Genomic DNA, 18,742 nt, shown 5'->3' with positions numbered 1-18,742 from the left:
GACCGAATGAAGTTCGGCCAAACCTTCCCTGCGGGGTCTCAGGACTCGCTCTTTTTCCCGCAGGAAAGACATTGACCGAAGCTTGCGAGGGCAAGTCTTTGCGACGAAGCAGCGAAGCGATGCAGGAGCACATCTTTGCCCTTCACCGCCTAGCGCTCCATTCTGGTTTCATGTAGAAGCATTATGAATATCTTTTTACCTGTTATAAATTAATTATGCAACTCCATTAGAGAAGGCTAACAGAGATATGAAGCAAAACAGCGAAGACTCCCAGGTGAGCAGGCGAATGCCGACGAAGTGCAAGATCCACTCGAGCGAAGTGGAACGAGCTCGAGTTAGCTCAGCGCGAGCCACCAGGAAAGCGGAGCTGTTTTGTGGAATATCGGTTTCCTAGCTTTCTTTCTCAACAAGCTATTTATAACCGGCTGTCTATTTATCTTTTTATCTGCAATTTCTTTTCCGATTCCCTCGAAGGAAAAGAAGAAAAAGAAAGGAAAGCACAGCTTGTGCTTTCCTTTCATTCTATCAGATTTTGCGGTTTATTTTTGAAAAAATTGCTGTAATTGATCGAGCAGTTCGTCTTTATTCCACTCAAACGTCTCACCGGTGCTGCGAATCTTCACTTCCAAAATTCCTTCCGCCGCTTTCTTCCCGACTGTCAGTCTAACAGGCAGGCCGATCAGATCGGCATCTGTGAATTTAACACCCGCGCGTTCATTGCGGTCATCAATCAGAACTTCGTAGCGGTTGGACTTCAATAATTTATAAATTTCGTCAGCTGTTTCTCGCTGCACATCATCTTTGACATTGACCGGCACCACATGTATATCGTAAGGTGCGGCAACAGGCGGCCACGTAAAGCCGTCATCGTCATTGAATTGTTCAGCAACAGCAGCAACCACACGTGAAACCCCGATGCCATAGCAGCCCATAATATAAGGAACCGCACGGCCCTGGTCATTCAGAATCGTCGCTTTCATGTCTTCACTGTAGCGTGTTCCTAATTTGAAGATATGTCCGACTTCAATACCTTCAGCAAATTTAATTGTGCCTTTGCCATCCGGTGAAGGGTCTCCTTCTTTGATGAAGCGCAGATCTGCATATTTTTCGACATCAAAATCCTGTCCAGGCGTCACATTTTTGAAATGCTGCCCTTCTTCATTTGCGCCAGCGATGCCGTTGACGATTGTTTTGACAGCATTGTCAGCAAATACACGGATGCCTTCCGGCAAGGAGACAGGACCGATCGAACCGATTTCACAGCCGATCAATTGTTTCACTTCTTCCGGAGTCGCCATTTCCACCACTTTTGCATCAGCAGCGTGTTTCACTTTAACGTCGTTAATTTCGTGGTCTCCTCTTGACAAAACGACTACGAAATCGTCATCCGCTTTAAAGACGAGGGTCTTGATGCAATTTTCAGTGCCTGTTCCAAAGAACTCCGCTACTTGAGCGATGGTTTTCTGATCAGGTGTTGCCACTTTTTCCATCGCTTCAGCCGCTTCAGCCGGTGTCTCATATTCAACGTTCACTTGAGCCATTTCAATATTTGCTGCATAAGAAGACGAATCCGAATAAGCGATCGTATCTTCCCCGATTTCAGACAGTACCATGAATTCATGGTTGTCTTTGCCGCCTATCGCTCCGGAGTCAGCGATTACCATACGGAAATTAAGGCCCAGTCTCGTGAAAATATTCGTATAAGCCTGCATCATGACATCATACGTCTCATCAAGGCTTTCAGTTGTAGCATGGAATGAATAAGCATCTTTCATCAGGAATTCGCGGCCACGCAGCAAACCGAAGCGCGGACGTTTCTCATCCCGGAACTTCGACTGGATCTGATAAAGGTTCAGGGGCAATTTTTTATACGATTTGATTTCGTCGCGCAAAAGGTCTGTGATGACCTCTTCATGTGTTGCGCCCAGAGCAAATTCGCGGCCATTGCGGTCTTTCAGCCTCATCAATTCGTCGCCATATGAATACCAGCGGCCTGTTTCCTGCCAAAGCTCTGCCTGTTGCATCGCCGGAAGGAACACTTCCACGCTGTTCGCGGCTTCCATTTCTTCACGGATAATCGCTTCCACTTTGTTCAATACACGTTTGCCGAGCGGCAGGAAAGAATAGATACCACTCGTGTTTTGACGGATAAAACCCGCACGGAGCAATAATTGATGTGATCTGACTTCTGCATCTGCAGGTGTTTCACGTAAAGTAGGGATAAAAGTTGCTGATTGTTTCATTCCAAAATACACCTCAACTGACTGATAAATTTTTAAATGCGTTTTTATTATATAGAGAAAGAAGAATACCAGTTAAAAATTAACCAATATTCTCCGTCTTAACCCATTAGAAGAAAAACTTCTGTATATCATTCCATGTGACGACGATCATCAGCAGCATAAGCAGCATGATGCCGACAAAATGGACCATGCCTTCTTTCTGGCGATCTACCGGCTTGCCTCTCAGCGCTTCGAGGATGAAGAACATGAGACGTCCGCCGTCTAAAGCAGGAAGCGGCAATAGATTCATAATCCCCAAGTTGATGCTCAGCATACCAGCCCAGCTCATCAAAGTGAAGATTCCGTATTGCGCGACTTGTTCTGTTGTTTTATAAATCCCGACAGGACCTGATAAGGCATCTATCGTAAATTGGCCCGTTACGAGCATACCCAGCAAACGGAAAATCTCCTTGAACCAGAAGACAGTCGTTTCAGCGCCGTAAACGAATGAGCCGAAGAAATCCTGTTCTCTCGGACTTTCATAAAGAACCCCGATAACACCGACATCTCCCTGTTCCTGCTCGACCAGTTCCGGTGTAATGGTGAATTCAACTGTTTCTCCTTGGCGTTCAACAACGAAATCCAAAGCATTTCCTGCTTCATCCTGTACCGATTTAACAAGATCATTCCAGCTGGCGATATTAGTGCCTTCGACTTCTGTTATCAGATCGCCGGCTTGCATCCCCGCTTCCTCGGCCGGGCTGTCATCCGTAACTTCCGAAATGACAGGTTCATTCGTCGGAACTCCTTGCAGAAGACCGATTGCCGTAAAAATGAAGAAAGCAAGTATGAAGTTGAACAGCGGTCCCGCGAAGATTGTCATGAAACGGTGGCCGATGCTTTTTGAATCGAATTGACGGTCATGCGGAGCCAAAACCGTCTCCGCGCCATTCTCTTCGACTACCGCGTCTCTCGCAACCTGAAGGCGGACAAGGCGATCCTCTTCGTCATAACCTTTAATATAAAGTTCTTTTTCCAGATCCGCTTCTTCAACTTCAAGAAACATGATATCGGGATACATGGTTTTTTGATTCAGAATGATTTTTTTGGCCAGACCATCCTCATCAAGCAATACACCGATACGGTGACCCGCCTGCAGAATGATGCGGTCCATCTCTTCACCGGCCATGCGGACGTAGCCGCCGATCGGCAGCAAACGGACGGTATACAAGGTTTCCCCTTTTGTGATGCCCAGAATTTTCGGACCCATGCCGATTGCAAATTCGCGAACCAAAATGCCGGCTCTCTTCGCAAACAGGAAATGGCCCAACTCATGGAAAAAAACTAAAGCGCCGAAAATTATGATAAACGATATGACTGTTTCCATTTGAACCCATCCTTATAAACCTTTTCGGTTTTAATCTTTAGTTATTTTAGCATGTTTCGGACTGATTTTCTTGTTTCAGAATCGACGTGCAGAATCGTTTCCAGATCCGGAGTTGATGTCGGTTTATGCGCATCCATAGCACGTTCGATCATTTCTTCAATTTGCAGAAACTTGATTTCTTCATTTAAGAACATGGCTACTGCCTGCTCATTGGCTGCGTTTAGTACAGTGGTCATTGTTCCACCGATACGCCCTGCGTCAAACGCCAATTGCAAAGCATGGAAACGTTCATAATCCATCTGCTGAAAATGCAGTTTGCCGATCTCAGGCAGATTCAAACGCTTGGCGTTCGGACGCTCCAGGCGTTCCGGATAGGTCAGCGCATATTGGATTGGAACGCGCATATCAGGAGTACCGAGCTGCGCCATTACACTGGTGTCACGGAATTCCACCATTGAATGGATGATACTTTCCCTGTGGAGGAGAACTTCAATGTCATCGTAATCAAAATTAAAAAGTACGTTTGCTTCTATTACTTCGAGCCCTTTATTCACCATTGTCGCCGAGTCGATCGTAATTTTCGCTCCCATCGACCAATTAGGATGGTTCAGCGCTTCCTTGACCGTAACGTTTTTAAGGTCATCCCTTGTAGAATCCCTGAAGCTTCCGCCAGACGCTGTCAGAATCAATTTGGTTGCCTGCTCAATTTTTTCACCATTCAGCGATTGGAATAAAGCGGAATGCTCGCTGTCAACCGGTAGAATAGATGCGCCATAACGCTTGGCGTTTTCCATAACCAGATGGCCGGCTGTAACAAGCGTTTCCTTATTGGCAATGGCGATCGTGCGGCCCAGCTTTATCGCTTCAAGTGTCGGCTCGAGCCCCACACTTCCGATGACGGCGTTTACCAGCACATCCGTATCAAAAACTGCCGTCTCAATCAAGCCCGAATTTCCCGATACGAAAGCAGTTTGGGGAAATTCGCCGCGAAGAACAACCGCATCCTGTTCATTTTGAACACACACAATTTCGGGACGGAATTCTTTGATGAATTTTCTAGCTAATTCCATATTTCGGCCGGCTGAGAATCCAACCAGCTTGAATTCTTGAGGATGCTCTCGGATAATATCTGTTGTCTGGACGCCGATCGAACCGGTCGCTCCCAGTAAAATAATTTTTTTGACCATTCAGGATGTCCTCCTTAGATGAAATGTAGAAAATGCAATAATGGCATAACGAAAAGAATACTGTCAAAGCGGTCTAAGATACCACCATGTCCCGGCAGGACCTTACCTGAATCTTTTACGTTGAAATGCCGTTTCAGTGCAGACTCGACCAAGTCACCCATCTGCCCGAAAACAGACGCAACGATTGTGACGAGTATAATTATGTAGACTGGTTTATTCAAATCAACGAAGAAATTGAAAACCAATGCAGCGACGACGGCATACAAGATGCCCCCTACAAACCCTTCAATTGTTTTATTCGGTGAAATTTCTGGCCATAGCTTCCGTTTACCGAATTTCCGCCCAGTGAAATAAGCGCCTGAATCTGTAAACCAGACGACCAATAATGCGTAAATCAGAACAGCCAGGCCTTCTTCTCTTGTTTCAATCAGATAGAGGAATCCCATCCCGACATATAGGGTGCCAAGGATTGCAAAGGCGGCGTCATCGAATGTAAAGCTGTTTTTAACGATTACAGTATGTATTAATAGCAAAATGACCGCGATAAAAGCGAATTCAACTTTTGTATATCCCGTCCAGCCTGAAACCTGGAGGGTCCACTCACCTGGCATCATGAAAGCATATAACGCCAAAAGGGAAATAAGGCCGGGTACACTCCAGAGTGTGCGGCCTTTCATCTTCAATAATTCCTGGAAACCGATGGTTCCCAGTATCAACACTAAAATAGTAAAAGGAGTCCCGCCTAAAATAACAAATGGTATGAATAATGCAAAAGCGATTGCTCCGGTAATGAGACGCTGTTTCACTGTGCTTCTTCCCCTTTCAATCCTCCGAATCGGCGATTTCTCTTTTGGTAATTTTCAACCGCATCGATTAAAGAATCTTCATTGAAATCCGGCCACAATGTATCAGTGAACCAAAATTCGGTATAAGCCAGCTGCCAAAGCATGAAGTTGCTTAAACGAACTTCTCCGCTGGTACGTATCAATAAATCCGGTTCCGGCAATGACTTTGTCATAAGCCCGGAACTGATATGTTCCTCTGTAATGTCTTCGGGGTCCAAAGTTCCTGCAGCCACTTGAGCGGCAAGTTCTTTTACCGAGTCCACGATTTCCGACCGGCTTCCGTAGTTCAATGCGAAATTCAAAATAAGGCCAGTATTATCTTTTGTAGCTTCCTTTGCTTTCGAAATTGCTTTCAATGTATGTGCAGGCAGATTTGTATGGTCGCCCATCATTTCCACTTTTACGTTTTCAGCGATTAATTCCGGTAAAAACGTCGAAAGAAACTCTTCCGGAAGCCTCATCAGAAAATCAACTTCCATTTTTGGCCGTTTCCAATTTTCTGTGGAAAATGCATATAATGTCAATACGTCAACGCCGAGATTATTGGCCAAACGGGTGATTTTCCGTACAGTCTTCATTCCTTCGTGATGTCCAGCGACACGCGGAAGTGAACGCTTTTTCGCCCACCGGCCGTTGCCATCCATAATAATGGCTATATGTGAAGGGATAATCCCATCTTGGACCAGCGACAGGCGATCCAAATCACCGATCACAGTTTCCGTATTTCGTTTTAATAATTTATTTATCATAATTAATCCTCCACCTATTACAAATCGGCATGTCTATTGCTTATCATATCAAAAAAAACGCTATCGTGCTTTATCTTTCTCGATCACATTTTTTTTGGCATGAAAAAGCGCCCTGCTATACAGGACGCGTGAAAGCTTATGAAGTTCGATTTATACTTCCATAATCTCTTTTTCTTTATCTTTCGCCATATCGTCGATTTTCGCGATATTCGAATCCGTCAGCTTCTGGACATCATCGGAATAGCTGCGCAAATCATCTTCTGTGATTTCGCTCTTCTTCTGAAGCTTCTTAAACTCATCGTTCGCATCGCGGCGGATATTACGAACATTCACTTTAGCAACTTCCGCTTCTTTTTTGACATCTTTGACGAGCTCTTTACGCCGCTCTTCAGTCAAAGCAGGTACAGCTAAACGGATGACCGAACCATCGTTCGACGGGTTCAGGCCGATATCCGATTTTAAGATCGCTTTCTCGATGTCACCCAGCACAGACTTGTCATATGGCTGAATCATGATCATGCGAGCTTCCGGAACCGATACACCAGCTACCTGATTAATCGGAGTAGGTGCTCCGTAGTAATCGACTGTAACTCTGTCTAAAATAGACGGAGTTGCACGGCCAGCGCGGATTGAAGAAAGTTCGCGTGAATAAGCTTGAATAGCATTCGTCATTTTTTCTTTGGTTTCATTCATCACAGATTTCGGCATTATATGTCTCTCCTCACAACTGTTCCGATTTTTTCACCTTGAACAGCCCGTTTTATATTACCATTTTCCATAATTGAGAATACTACGAGTGGGATATCATTGTCCATACATAGTGTGGAAGCAGTAGAATCCATTACTTGCAGGCCTTGTTGAATCACTTCCAAATATGATAACTCTTCATATTTAACAGCTGTTGCATCAGTTTTCGGATCGGCTGAGTACACGCCATCCACATTGTTTTTCGCCATCAGGATGACGTCCGCCTCAATTTCAGCAGCCCGAAGTGCAGCCGTTGTATCAGTAGAGAAATACGGATTGCCGGTCCCTGCTGCGAAAATTACAACCCGCTTCTTCTCAAGATGGCGGATTGCCCGTCTGCGAATATAAGGCTCAGCGACCTGGCGCATTTCAATAGAAGAAAGAACACGGGTTTCCACATCCTGCTTCTCAAGGGAATCCTGCAAAGCAAGTGAATTCATCACAGTTGCCAGCATGCCCATATAATCGGCAGTTGCGCGGTCCATGCCCATTTCAGAACCGATTTTCCCTCTCCAGATATTGCCTCCGCCAACCACTACGGCAACTTCAACGCCAAGTTCTACGACGTCTTTTACTTGAGCGGCTACAGATTTAATGATTTCAGGAGATAATCCGAAACCTTGTCCACCTGCCATCGCTTCTCCACTAAGTTTTAATACAATGCGTTTATACTGCTGAACACTCATCGGTACCCTCCATTTTAACTATTTATTGAAAAATAGGGAACACCTTTCAGTGTTCCCTGAGGTCAAACTATGAAAATGAATTATTTTTTGTTTACTTGGCTCATAACTTCATCAGCAAAGTTATCTTCGCGTTTTTCGATTCCTTCTCCAACTTCATAGCGGATGAATTCTTTTACACTGCCGCCAGTTGAAGCCACGAAATCACGGACTTTTTGATCTGAGTTTTTAACGAAAGCCTGGTCAAGCAAGCAAACGTCTTCGAAATATTTGCCAAGACGGCCTTCGACCATTTTTTCAACGATTTTTTCAGGCTTGCCTTCGTTCAATGCTTGCTCAGTCAATACTTTACGCTCTTTTTCCACTTCTTCAGCAGAAACTTCATCACGTGAAATGTATTGAGGGTTCAAAGCAGCAATGTGCATTGCAATGTCGCGTGCAGCATCAGTATCAGTAGTGTTTTCAAGCATTACCAATACAGAAATGCGGCCGCCCATGTGAAGGTAAGGACCGAAAGCGTCAGCATCTGTTTTAGTGCGGATTTCAAAGCGGCGCAAAGTGATTTTTTCACCGATCTTCGCGATTGCGTTTGAAACGTGGTCCGCTACTGTCAAACCGTTAGACATTGTAGAAGAGTTTGCTTCTTCGATTGATGCCGGTTTAGTAGCCAAAAGGTGTTCGCCCAACTCTTTAACAAGTGTTTGGAAACCTTCGTTTTTAGCAACAAAATCAGTTTCAGCGTTTACTTCGTAGATAACTGCTTCGTTTCCTTCAACCATGATTGAAGTAATACCTTCAGCAGCAATACGGTCCGCTTTTTTAGAAGCGCTTGAAAGGCCTTTTTCACGCAGGAAATCCAACGCCGCTTCCATATCACCGTTTGTTTCTACAAGTGCTTTTTTGCAGTCCATCATACCTGCACCAGTTTTTTCACGCAATTCTTTTACCATTTGAGCTGTAACTGCCATGATTAAATTCCTCCTTAGGATATACGTTTTCTCAAAAAAAGGTGATAAGAGGGTTTGTGGCCGCTTATCACCTGTGCTTCATTGTGAATTACTCTGCAGCTTCAGCTGGAGTTTCTTCTTCTTCTTCCGGTTTAGACTCTAGCAAAGCATCAGCCATTTTACCAGTCAAAAGTTTTACTGCGCGGATTGCATCATCGTTTGCAGGAATTACATAATCGATTTCATCTGGATCACAGTTCGTATCAACGATACCAACGATCGGAATGTTCAATTTCATAGCTTCTGCTACTGCAATGCGTTCTTTGCGCGGGTCAACTACGAACATTACGTCCGGAAGACCGTTCATATCACGGATACCGCCAAGGAATTTAACAAGACGATCGTGTTCTTTATTCAATTGAACAACTTCTTTCTTCGGAAGAACTTCGAAAGTTCCATCTTCAGACATGCGCTCGATTTGTTTCATGCGATTCACACGTTTTTGGATTGTGCCGAAGTTAGTAAGTGTTCCACCCAACCAACGCTGGTTGATGTAGTAGTTGCCAGAACGTTCTGCTTCTTCTTTGATAGCGTCCTGAGCTTGTTTTTTCGTACCAACGAAAAGTACCTTGCCGCCATCTTCGCCCACTTGTTTCATGAAGCTGTAAGCCTCTTCCAATTTGCGGACTGTTTTTTGAAGATCGATGATGTAGATACCGTTACGCTCAACGAAAATATATTTTTTCATTTTCGGGTTCCAACGGCGAGTCTGGTGGCCAAAGTGTACACCAGCTTCAAGCAATTGTTTCATAGAAATTACTGACATGTGTGTTTCCTCCTGATAGGTTATTTTTTCCCTCCGCATTCTTCTTCTTTGAACCGTTACCCAATAAGGGCACCAGCGGAACAAATCCGAATGCGTGTGTATTTAACACCATTTGAAATTATACCACGCCACTGTTCCATTCCGCAACAAGTTTCTCCTAGAAATAAAAAATGTGCTAATAACCGATATTCCGCAAAACAGCTTCGCTTGCCTGGGGGCTCGCGCTGAGCTAACTCGTGCTCGTTCCACTTCGCCCGAGTGGATCTCAGCACTTCGCTTATTCCCCTGGGCGTCTTCGCTGTTTTGCTCCATATCTCAGATAGCTTTCTATAAGAGAACACTTAAAATAAAATATTGAGTGAAAAAGTAGGCACTTTAATATTATGTAGAACTAGAATGAAGCGGCAGGGGGCGACTCCTACGGGAATAAGAGCGAGTCCTGAGACCCCGCAGGGAGCGCAGCGGACGAGGAGGCTCAGGCCGCTCCCCGAGGAAAGCGTCCCCCTGGAGCGTAATGATTATAGAAATCAATAACTTTTTTCGACATAAAAAGACACCGGATAAAATATCCGGTGCCTTCTGAATCAGTCTTAGTTCATTTTCAATTGCTCAAGCTCAGCAAGGAATTTCGTGTTCAGGACTTTGATGTACGTCCCTTTCATCCCCAGTGAACGTGATTCGATGACGCCGGCACTTTCAAGTTTACGAAGTGCGTTGACGATTACTGAACGGGTGATTCCCACACGGTCAGCGATTTTTGAAGCGACAAGCAAACCTTCGTTGCCGTCAAGCTCTTCAAAAATGTGTTCGATTGCTTCAAGCTCACTGTAAGACAGTGATGAGATCGCCATTTGAACAACAGCTTTGCTGCGTGCTTCTTCTTCGATGCGGTCGCCTTTTTCGCGAAGGATTTCCATCCCGACAACTGTTGCACCGTATTCGCCAAGAATCAAATCATCATCCTGAAATTCAGCGTCGACGCGTCCAAGCAACAATGTACCAAGACGTTCGCCGCCACCGATGATCGGCACGATTGTAGTCAGGCCGTTTTTGAACAATTCACGTTCTTCCACAGGGAAGATTGTGTGTTCGCTGTTTACATCCAGGTTAGCGGATGTTTCGTTGATGTTTGAAAGATTCTGTGTGTATTCGATCGGGAACTGGCGCTCTTCAAGCATGCCTTTCATCCGTTCGTTTTCAATCTGCTGGTTGATGGCATAGCCTAGGACTTTACCTTTGCGGCTGACAACGAATGCGTTGCATTCGATGACTTCGCTCAAAGTTTCCGCCATGTCCTTGAAGTTTACCGGCTTGCCGGCTGCTGCTTGCAGCATAGAGTTGATGCGTCTCGTTTTTCCTAATAAATTCATTATAATGAACCTCCTACATAATTCGTACCGTATTTATTCAATATTCTAAAGCTTTTTACTCTTTAAGGGAACTGATTTGACTTATTTACAGGATAAATTGTGACAAATCTTTGTTTTTTGCCACATTTTCAAGTTTATCGTTCACATATTGAGGTGTTATGTCTATTTGCGCAGGGCTTATTTCAGAAGCTTCAAAGGACAGGTCTTCGAGCAGCCGCTCTAAAATGGTATGCAATCGGCGGGCTCCGATATTATCGGTATCCTGATTCACTTCATACGCAATTTCCGCTAGTCTGACGATTGAGGCATCATTGAATTTTACCACAACTCCCTCTGTTTCGAGAAGCGCTTTATATTGATTCAGCAAAGAATGTTTCGGTTCCGTCAATATTTTGACGAAATCGCCCACTTCCAGCTTCTGCAGCTCCACACGGATCGGGAACCGGCCCTGCAGTTCAGGAATCAGGTCAGAAGGCTTGGACATATGGAATGCCCCCGCCGCAACAAACAGCATATAGTCTGTTTTCACCGCTCCGTACTTTGTGGAAACGGTCGAGCCTTCGACAATCGGCAGAATATCCCGCTGCACACCTTCACGCGATACATCCGCTGAAGACGAGTTATTCTTGCTGGCGATCTTGTCCATCTCGTCAATAAAGATGATGCCGTGCTGTTCTGCCCGGTCAATCGCTTCACTTGCCACTTCTTCATCATCAACCAGTTTCGCCGCTTCTTCTGCAGCTAAAATGCGTCTGGCCTCTTTCACTTGAAGGCGGCGTTTTTTCTTTTTCTTCGGCATCAGGGAAGATAAGGCATCCTGCATATTCGCGCCCATCTGCTCCATGCCGGAACCTTGAAGGGCATCAAACATCGACGGCGCGTTTTCCAGCACCTCGACATTCAGCCACTCGTCTTCCAATTTCCCCGCTTTCAAATCTGCAGCGATTTCCCGTCTTTTCACGCGAACTTCCACTTCAGCAGTCGGCTCTTCTTCATCCTGATCGAATTTTTGGCCGAACATCATCTCAAGCGGATTTTGGCTTGCCTGCTTTTTCTTCATCGAAGGAACGAGCAATTTTACAATCCGTTCATTGGCGGCAGCTTCCGCTTTGCCTTTCACCGCTTCGAACTTCTCTTCTTTCACGATTCTGACTGCAGCTTCCACCAAGTCACGCACCATCGATTCCACATCGCGTCCAACATAACCCACTTCGGTGAATTTCGTCGCTTCAACTTTGATGAAGGGCGCGCCTGTCAATTTAGCGATGCGTCTCGCAATTTCCGTCTTTCCGACACCTGTCGGCCCGATCATCAGGATATTCTTCGGGATCACTTCGTCACGCAGCTCCTCATCCAGCCGGCTTCTTCTGTAGCGGTTGCGAAGTGCGATCGCAATTGACCGCTTGGCATCTTTCTGGCCTACTATATAGCGGTCAAGATGTTCCGTTATCTGTCTGGGTGTCAGATCTGTTTGGGTTTTCATTTTGACAGCTCCTCCACTACGATTTGATGATTTGTGTAAACACATATATCCGCTGCGGTTTCCAGCGCTGATTGCGCGATCTCTTTGGCAGACATATTGTCGCCGGCATATTTCTTCAAGGCGCGGCCCGCCGCCAACGCATAATTTCCGCCTGAACCGATAGCCAGTATCCCGTCATCCGGTTCGATCACTTCACCGGTTCCGGATACCAGCAGCAACTCGTCTTTATTCATGACGATCAGCATCGCTTCCAGCTGGCGCAGCATTTTATCTCCACGCCATTGCTTGGCCAGTTCCACTGCAGCCCGCTGAAGATTTCCGTTGTACTCAGTGAGTTTGCCTTCGAACATTTCAAAAAGAGTGAAAGCATCAGCCACTGAACCGGCAAAGCCCGTCAAAACCTGGCCATTATATAAAGTACGTACTTTTCTTGCTGTATGTTTCATGACAACGGCATTGCCGAAAGTCACTTGTCCATCACCTGACATTGCGCATTCGCCGTTGTGGCGTACCGCGAATATCGTGGTGGCATGAAATTGTTCCATCAGTATTCCCCTCTCTATGCCCGCGGATGTGAATTCAAATATGTTTTCCGCAAATGCTCTTTTGTCACGTGTGTATAAACCTGGGTGGATGACAGATGGGAATGCCCAAGCAATTCCTGAACTGTCCGGAGATCCGCGCCATTATTCAACAGGTGGGTAGCAAAGCTGTGGCGGATCATATGGGGATAGATATTGGAATTAGCCGATGCCTTTTTCATGCATTCGGTCAATATATGGCGTATCCCCCGCGCCGTCAGAAGATCTCCCCGGTTATTGACAAACAAACCATCGTGGTCCGTGTTTTTCATAAGCTTAGGACGAACTTCATCGATATAATGTTCCAATGCGTCATGCGCAAATTGCCCATAAGGTATGTAGCGCTCTTTTCGGCCTTTCCCCATCACTTTGACAATCTGCATGCTGCGGTCCAGATCCTTCATCCGGATGGAAACGCATTCGCTGACCCGCATGCCGGTTGCATATAATAGCTCCAGAAGCGCGGTATTGCGGATCGACAGCTTGTCTTCGCCTCTGACCGATTCAAACAGAACAGCCAGCTCTTCTTCGTAGAAGAATTGAGGCAGCCTTTCTTCTTTCTTCGGATGGTACAGTGAACGGAATGCTTCTTCGCTCAAGCCGAATTCCCGATTGCCGTATTTGAAAAAGGATCGGATGGCTGAGATTTTCCGGGACACGGTCGTTCTGGACATTTGTTCATTATATAATCTCGTCACGTAATTGCGGGCATGCAGATATTCGACCTGCTTCAGATCGTAGACGCCTTCACTCTCCATGGCCTGAAAAAAACCCGCTAAATCATGCTCGTAATTAAGCACGGTGAGTTCTGAATAATTTTTTTCCAATTGTATATAACTGATGAAAGACCGGACCATTTGCTGTTTATCCATCTCGCTGTCCCGCCCTTTCCAATCTGCCGCGCCTGTTCAGATGTGATTTCATCATTACAGCGCAATAATAAAAAGCCTCTAAATTATATCAAAATTCAGAGGCCTTTATCAATTAAACTGTTACTGTATTCATATAATTTCGAATTGATTCGAGAGCCCGGTTCGCGTGTTTTTCAGCGCGTTCCTGTTTCGAACGGATGCGCTCACCAAGGTCCGGGAACAAACCGAAGTTGATGTTCATCGGCTGGAAGTTTTCACCGTCAGCTTCCGTGATGTAACGAGCCATGCTTCCTAGTGCTGTATCAGCCGGGAAGATGACCAGTTCCTCACCCAGAGCCAATTTTGCAGCGTTGACCCCTGCAAGCAAGCCGCTTCCAGCTGATTCGACATAACCTTCCACGCCTGTCATCTGACCGGCAAAGAAAATATTAGGATTGGCTTTCAATTGGTAAGTCGGTTTCAACACGCGCGGAGAGTTGATGAATGTGTTGCGGTGCATCACACCGTAACGGACAATTTCAACATTTTCCAGACCAGGAATGAGTTTCAAAACTTCTTTTTGAGGTCCCCATTTCAAGTGCGTCTGGAATCCGACAATGTTATAAAGCGTGCCTGCAGCGTCATCCTGACGAAGCTGAACAACTGCATAAGGCCGTTCGCCTGTTTTCGGATTTTCAAGTCCGACCGGTTTCATCGGACCGAAAGTCAATGTTTTTTCTCCTCGGGCAGCCATCACTTCGACTGGCATACATCCTTCAAAGTAGATCTCTTTTTCAAATTCCTTCAATGGCACAACTTCAGCTTCAACCAGCGCCGTGTGGAACCGCTTGAATTCCTCTTCTGTCATCGGGCAGTTAAGATAAGCGGCTTCGCCTTTATCGTAACGCGATTTCAAATAGACTTTATCCATATCGATGCTGTCTTTCTCAACGATCGGTGCGGCAGCATCATAGAAATAAAGATAATCTTCCCCAGTCAATTTACGGATCTTTTCAGCAAGTGCCGGTGATGTCAACGGACCTGTCGCAATGATTGTGATGCCTTCCGGAATTTCCGTCACTTCTTCATTGATCACTTCAACCAGCGGGTGATTGCGGACTTTATCCGTAACCGCTCCCGCAAATTCATGGCGGTCTACTGCGAGTGCTCCGCCTGCAGGGACAGAAGCTTTATCGGCTGACTCGATGATGACCGAGTCCATCATCCGCATTTCTTCTTTGATAACGCCGACTGCATTGGTCAGCGAATTAGCGCGCAATGAGTTACTGCATACCAGTTCAGCGAATTTGTCTGTGTGGTGAGCCGGAGTTTGCTTGACCGGCCGCATTTCATATAAACGGACATTGACTCCTCTTTTGGCGATTTGCCATGCAGCTTCACTGCCGGCGAGTCCTGCGCCGATTACATTGATGGTTTTTGTCATTGTTGAACACCTCAGTTAATTATTGTACTTCTTCCTGATAATCACAATTTACACAATTGATCTGGACGCCTTTTTTCACTTTCTTTTCAACCAGAAGGCTGCTGCACTTCGGACATGGACGCTCTATCGGTTTATCCCATGAGACAAATTCACACTCAGGATAACGTTCGCAACCATAGAAGATGCGTTTTTTCTTACTCTTCCGTTCGACAATCTCACCTTTTTTACATGTAGGGCATGTAACACCTGTATGCTTGACAATCGCTTTCGTGTTGCGGCATTCAGGGAAATTGCTGCAGGCCATGAATTTGCCGTACCGGCCAAGTTTGAAGACCATCGGCGATCCGCAGTGTTCACAGTCTTCTCCAGCAGGTTCATCTTTGATCTGGACTTTCTCCATTTCATTTTCAGCGACTTCAACGTCTTTTTCGAAGTCTTTGAAGAATTCCGCTATAATGCTTTTCCATTCCACATCGCCATCTTCGACACTGTCGAGATCGTGCTCCATTTTAGCAGTGAATTCGATATTCAGAATATCCGGGAAAAATTCCAGGACAAGGCTGTGGACAATTTCCCCAAGCTCAGTCGGAATAAACCGTTTGGCGTCAAGCGTTACATAGCCGCGTTTCTGGATCGTGTCCAGCGTTGGCGCATAAGTTGACGGGCGGCCTATCCCCAATTCTTCGAGCGTTCTCACAAGACGCGCTTCCGTATATCTTGGCGGCGGCTGCGTGAAATGCTGTTTGGGTTCGATGGCGACAGCTTTGACTTTATCGCCTTCTTCCATTTCAGGAAGAATATTGTCTTTGTCTTCAGTTTTGTCATCTGTGCCTTCAACATAAACTTTCATGAAACCAGGGAATTTCACCTGAGACCCGTTGGCGCGGAATACGGCTTCTCCGTTCTGCAGTTCCGCCATTACCGTATCAAGTACAGCCGGACTCATCTGGCTCGCTACAAAACGGTCCCATATCAATTTATAGAGACGATATAAATCCCGGGACAGGATACTTTTCAATGATTCCGGAGTGCGCATCACACTTGTCGGCCGCACCGCTTCGTGGGCATCCTGTGATTTGGATGACTGCTTTGCTGCAGCCGTTTTTGTTACATACTCAGAGCCATATTTCTCTTCGATGAATTTGATGGTATCCTGCTTGGCTGTATCTGAGATCCGTGTTGAATCCGTACGCATATACGTAATCAGACCCGTAATCCCTTCTTTGCCGACCGCTATACCTTCGTAAAGCTGTTGTGCAAGCATCATGGTTTTCTTGGCACGGAAGTTTAATTTTCTTGCTGCTTCCTGCTGCAGAGAGGATGTTGTGAAAGATGGGGATGGATTTCTCTTTCTCTCTTTTTTAACGACGCGGTTGACAGTGAAATTCTTGCCTTTCATCGTCGCCATGACCGCTTTGACATCATCTTCATTTTGCAATTTCATTTTTTCTTTTGCATTCCCATAAAACTGGGCTTCAAAATTCTTTTTCGCTTTTTCGAATTCACCTGTGATAGACCAATACTCTTCCGGTTCGAATTCTTTTATTTCATTTTCACGATCGATGACCAGGCGAAGCGCCACTGATTGCACACGGCCCGCCGATAATCCTTTTTTCACTTTTTTCCACAATAACGGACTGATGCTGTAACCGACGAGACGGTCAAGAACCCGTCTTGCCTGCTGTGCATCGACAAGATCCATATCGATTTTGCGCGGTTGCTTAAACGATTCTTTAATTGCATCTTTTGTAATTTCGTTGAAAACAACACGGCAATCCGAGTCAAGATCTACGCCGAGTGCATTTGCCAAATGCCAGGCAATCGCTTCCCCTTCTCTGTCGGGGTCAGCCGCGAGAAAGACTTTCTTCGCTTTTTTCGCTTCTTTTTTCAAATCCTGAAGAATTGGGCCTTTCCCCCGTATCGTAATATAGCGGGGTTCAAAATTATTTTCCACATCAACAGCCATCTGGCTGCGGGGTAAATCACGCAAATGCCCTAAAGACGCGCGGACTTTATACTTCTTGCCCAAATAACGCTCGATTGTTTTCGCCTTTGCTGGCGATTCCACAATCACTAAAAAATCCGACATAAAACTCCTCCTCATAGAGGTTTCTTAAACTTTTACATATTGTATAAATAAGAAATACCTATGCAAAATGTATAACAGTTTTTGTGTTAATGCAAGGCATTTCATTTTATCGACTTATTTAGAACCTGAATTTCCCGGTATTCTTCCAGCACCTGAAGTGCGTTCCAAACTGGTTTTGCACCTTCATAAATGAGTTTATGCGGACCAGCCGATAGGGCTGAATCGATATTCCCCGGGACCGCAAAAATATCCTTGCCATGTTCAAGGGCATGTTCAATCGTACTGAGCGTACCGCTTTTCACTTCCGCTTCCGTGACCAAAACCCCTTTCACCAAACCACTGATGATGCGGTTGCGCATCGGGAAATTCCAGCGTTTCGGCTGTATATAAGGCGGATATTCGGTTATCGATAATTGAGTTTCTTCTATTATAATATTCAATTCACCGTTCTCTTTCGGATACGGATGCATAAAGCCGCTGCCGGTAACAGCAATTGTTTTGCCGCCGCAAGCTATAGCAGTCCGGTGCGCCATCGCATCGGCGCCTTTAGCCAATCCGCTGACGATTATAAAACCCGCTGCCACAATATCCGGAATGATCTTATCCATCGCTTTTTGTGAGTATTTTGAAGCTTTTCTGGCGCCGATAACACCAAGCCGGTCTTCATCCAATAAATAATCTATATTGCCCTTGGCATAAATGATGGATGGTGGATCGATCAATTGAAAAAGACTTTGCGGGTAATTGGGATGGTTATAAGATATGGGGATTATCTTATGCTTTTCATACACGTCAGAATAGGAGGTGTTTAGTGATTTTCTGTAAGCGGTTTTCAGATTCGCCGCCGCTTCCGGCTTTATGCCGAGCAATTGACTGATTTCCCAGGCTGGCCTGCTTTCCAGATATTCCAGTGCCGGATCATCGAGCATCAGCCTTTTTAAGCGATCGAGTGGTCTGGGGTAAACATAATGCAGCGCCATCAACCTTTGTTCAAACAATGAATCCATAAAGTTCCTCCATTCTTTTGGATGCCTGACAAAGATGAAGTGCGACTTAAGCTTAATAGTAGCCTGACTGGGAGATCATGTAAACAGTTGTTGGAATATTATCTTTATTCGTTGGGAAAAGCAAAAAATCAAAAACGCGAAACCAATTAAGGTTCCGCGTTTCAAATGATTAATGTGTTTTACAAGCGTCGTATGTATGTCGGTTTTTAGAGTTTTTCATATTCACATTCATAAGTTTTTATTTCGTGACTATTATATAGTAGAAACTCAATCGCCTTTCGTAAACTTTCACAAATAACCGTAAATGATGTGCGAGAATATGTG

General features: G+C 45.4%; 16 protein-coding genes. All 16 read right to left on the bottom strand.

All coding sequences use genetic code 11. The features are described from left to right. Positions 1-539 precede the first annotated feature (539 nt). The gene (locus CXF70_RS11815; RefSeq protein WP_101802843.1) at positions 540-2,243 is read right to left on the bottom strand and encodes a proline--tRNA ligase; all 1,704 of its coding nucleotides are present in this window, start codon (positions 2,241-2,243) and stop codon (positions 540-542) included. Between the two features lie 106 nt (positions 2,244-2,349). Further along, positions 2,350-3,609, bottom strand: coding sequence for an RIP metalloprotease RseP (rseP, locus tag CXF70_RS11810; protein WP_101802842.1), 1,260 nt, complete (start codon positions 3,607-3,609; stop codon positions 2,350-2,352). 41 nt (positions 3,610-3,650) lie between these two features. Continuing rightward, positions 3,651-4,796 carry a 1-deoxy-D-xylulose-5-phosphate reductoisomerase gene (dxr, locus tag CXF70_RS11805; RefSeq protein ID WP_101802841.1) on the bottom strand — a complete coding sequence of 382 codons (1,146 nt, stop codon included), beginning with the start codon at positions 4,794-4,796 and terminating at the stop codon, positions 3,651-3,653. A gap of 14 nt (positions 4,797-4,810) precedes the next feature. Then, entirely contained in the window at positions 4,811-5,602 is a 792-nt protein-coding gene (locus CXF70_RS11800; protein ID WP_101802840.1) for a phosphatidate cytidylyltransferase, read from the bottom strand. After that, a complete protein-coding gene (locus tag CXF70_RS11795; RefSeq protein ID WP_084245294.1) occupies positions 5,599-6,390 on the bottom strand; it encodes an undecaprenyl pyrophosphate synthase in 792 nt (263 codons plus the stop codon). Before CXF70_RS11795 ends, CXF70_RS11800 begins: the two co-directional genes overlap by 4 nt. A 150-nt stretch (positions 6,391-6,540) precedes the next feature. Next, on the bottom strand, positions 6,541-7,098 hold the full coding sequence (frr, locus tag CXF70_RS11790) for a ribosome recycling factor (protein ID WP_101802839.1): 558 nt from the start codon (positions 7,096-7,098) through the stop codon (positions 6,541-6,543). After that, complete coding sequence (pyrH, locus tag CXF70_RS11785) at positions 7,098-7,823, bottom strand: UMP kinase (RefSeq protein ID WP_084245290.1); 726 nt, start codon at positions 7,821-7,823, stop codon at positions 7,098-7,100. Before pyrH ends, frr begins: the two co-directional genes overlap by 1 nt. A gap of 80 nt (positions 7,824-7,903) precedes the next feature. Next, entirely contained in the window at positions 7,904-8,788 is an 885-nt protein-coding gene (gene tsf, locus CXF70_RS11780; protein WP_084245288.1) for a translation elongation factor Ts, read from the bottom strand. An 88-nt stretch (positions 8,789-8,876) separates the two neighbouring features. Then, positions 8,877-9,593, bottom strand: coding sequence for a 30S ribosomal protein S2 (gene rpsB, locus CXF70_RS11775; RefSeq protein WP_084245286.1), 717 nt, complete (start codon positions 9,591-9,593; stop codon positions 8,877-8,879). 590 nt (positions 9,594-10,183) lie between these two features. Beyond that, the gene (gene codY, locus CXF70_RS11770; RefSeq protein WP_101802838.1) at positions 10,184-10,963 is read right to left on the bottom strand and encodes a GTP-sensing pleiotropic transcriptional regulator CodY; all 780 of its coding nucleotides are present in this window, start codon (positions 10,961-10,963) and stop codon (positions 10,184-10,186) included. A gap of 85 nt (positions 10,964-11,048) precedes the next feature. Then, positions 11,049-12,446 carry an ATP-dependent protease ATPase subunit HslU gene (gene hslU, locus CXF70_RS11765; RefSeq protein ID WP_101802837.1) on the bottom strand — a complete coding sequence of 466 codons (1,398 nt, stop codon included), beginning with the start codon at positions 12,444-12,446 and terminating at the stop codon, positions 11,049-11,051. Beyond that, positions 12,443-12,991 carry an ATP-dependent protease subunit HslV gene (gene hslV / locus CXF70_RS11760; protein ID WP_084245280.1) on the bottom strand — a complete coding sequence of 183 codons (549 nt, stop codon included), beginning with the start codon at positions 12,989-12,991 and terminating at the stop codon, positions 12,443-12,445. The genes hslU and hslV overlap by 4 nt, the downstream gene beginning before the upstream one ends. Positions 12,992-13,005: 14 nt before the next feature. Further along, on the bottom strand, positions 13,006-13,899 hold the full coding sequence (gene xerC, locus CXF70_RS11755; protein ID WP_101802836.1) for a tyrosine recombinase XerC: 894 nt from the start codon (positions 13,897-13,899) through the stop codon (positions 13,006-13,008). Between the two features lie 112 nt (positions 13,900-14,011). Further along, a complete protein-coding gene (gene trmFO, locus CXF70_RS11750; protein WP_101802835.1) occupies positions 14,012-15,322 on the bottom strand; it encodes an FADH(2)-oxidizing methylenetetrahydrofolate--tRNA-(uracil(54)-C(5))-methyltransferase TrmFO in 1,311 nt (436 codons plus the stop codon). Between the two features lie 19 nt (positions 15,323-15,341). Then, positions 15,342-17,411 (bottom strand): type I DNA topoisomerase, encoded by a 2,070-nt coding sequence (gene topA / locus CXF70_RS11745; RefSeq protein WP_101802834.1) that lies wholly within the window; start codon positions 17,409-17,411, stop codon positions 15,342-15,344. Between the two features lie 101 nt (positions 17,412-17,512). Then, entirely contained in the window at positions 17,513-18,418 is a 906-nt protein-coding gene (gene dprA, locus CXF70_RS11740; protein WP_101802833.1) for a DNA-processing protein DprA, read from the bottom strand. Between the last annotated feature and the right edge of the window lie 324 nt (positions 18,419-18,742).

It is taken from the genome of Planomicrobium sp. MB-3u-38 (assembly GCF_002836425.1).
GTDB lineage: Bacteria > Bacillota > Bacilli > Bacillales_A > Planococcaceae > Planococcus > Planococcus okeanokoites.
This window is presented reverse-complemented; position numbering and strand designations above follow the sequence as displayed.

Bases quoted from the DNA above. Each gene is read 5' to 3' on its own strand.
- CXF70_RS11815 (WP_101802843.1), bottom strand. From the start codon at position 2,243: ATGAAACAATCAGCAACTTTTATCCCTACTTTACGTGAAACACCTGCA.
- rseP (WP_101802842.1), bottom strand. From the start codon at position 3,609: ATGGAAACAGTCATATCGTTTATCATAATTTTCGGCGCTTTAGTTTTT.
- dxr (WP_101802841.1), bottom strand. From the start codon at position 4,796: ATGGTCAAAAAAATTATTTTACTGGGAGCGACCGGTTCGATCGGCGTC.
- CXF70_RS11795 (WP_084245294.1), bottom strand. From the start codon at position 6,390: ATGATAAATAAATTATTAAAACGAAATACGGAAACTGTGATCGGTGAT.
- frr (WP_101802839.1), bottom strand. From the start codon at position 7,098: ATGCCGAAATCTGTGATGAATGAAACCAAAGAAAAAATGACGAATGCT.
- pyrH (WP_084245290.1), bottom strand. From the start codon at position 7,823: ATGAGTGTTCAGCAGTATAAACGCATTGTATTAAAACTTAGTGGAGAA.
- tsf (WP_084245288.1), bottom strand. From the start codon at position 8,788: ATGGCAGTTACAGCTCAAATGGTAAAAGAATTGCGTGAAAAAACTGGT.
- rpsB (WP_084245286.1), bottom strand. From the start codon at position 9,593: ATGTCAGTAATTTCTATGAAACAATTGCTTGAAGCTGGTGTACACTTT.
- codY (WP_101802838.1), bottom strand. From the start codon at position 10,963: ATGAATTTATTAGGAAAAACGAGACGCATCAACTCTATGCTGCAAGCA.
- hslU (WP_101802837.1), bottom strand. From the start codon at position 12,446: ATGAAAACCCAAACAGATCTGACACCCAGACAGATAACGGAACATCTT.
- hslV (WP_084245280.1), bottom strand. From the start codon at position 12,991: ATGGAACAATTTCATGCCACCACGATATTCGCGGTACGCCACAACGGC.
- xerC (WP_101802836.1), bottom strand. From the start codon at position 13,899: ATGGATAAACAGCAAATGGTCCGGTCTTTCATCAGTTATATACAATTG.
- trmFO (WP_101802835.1), bottom strand. From the start codon at position 15,322: ATGACAAAAACCATCAATGTAATCGGCGCAGGACTCGCCGGCAGTGAA.
- topA (WP_101802834.1), bottom strand. From the start codon at position 17,411: ATGTCGGATTTTTTAGTGATTGTGGAATCGCCAGCAAAGGCGAAAACA.
- dprA (WP_101802833.1), bottom strand. From the start codon at position 18,418: ATGGATTCATTGTTTGAACAAAGGTTGATGGCGCTGCATTATGTTTAC.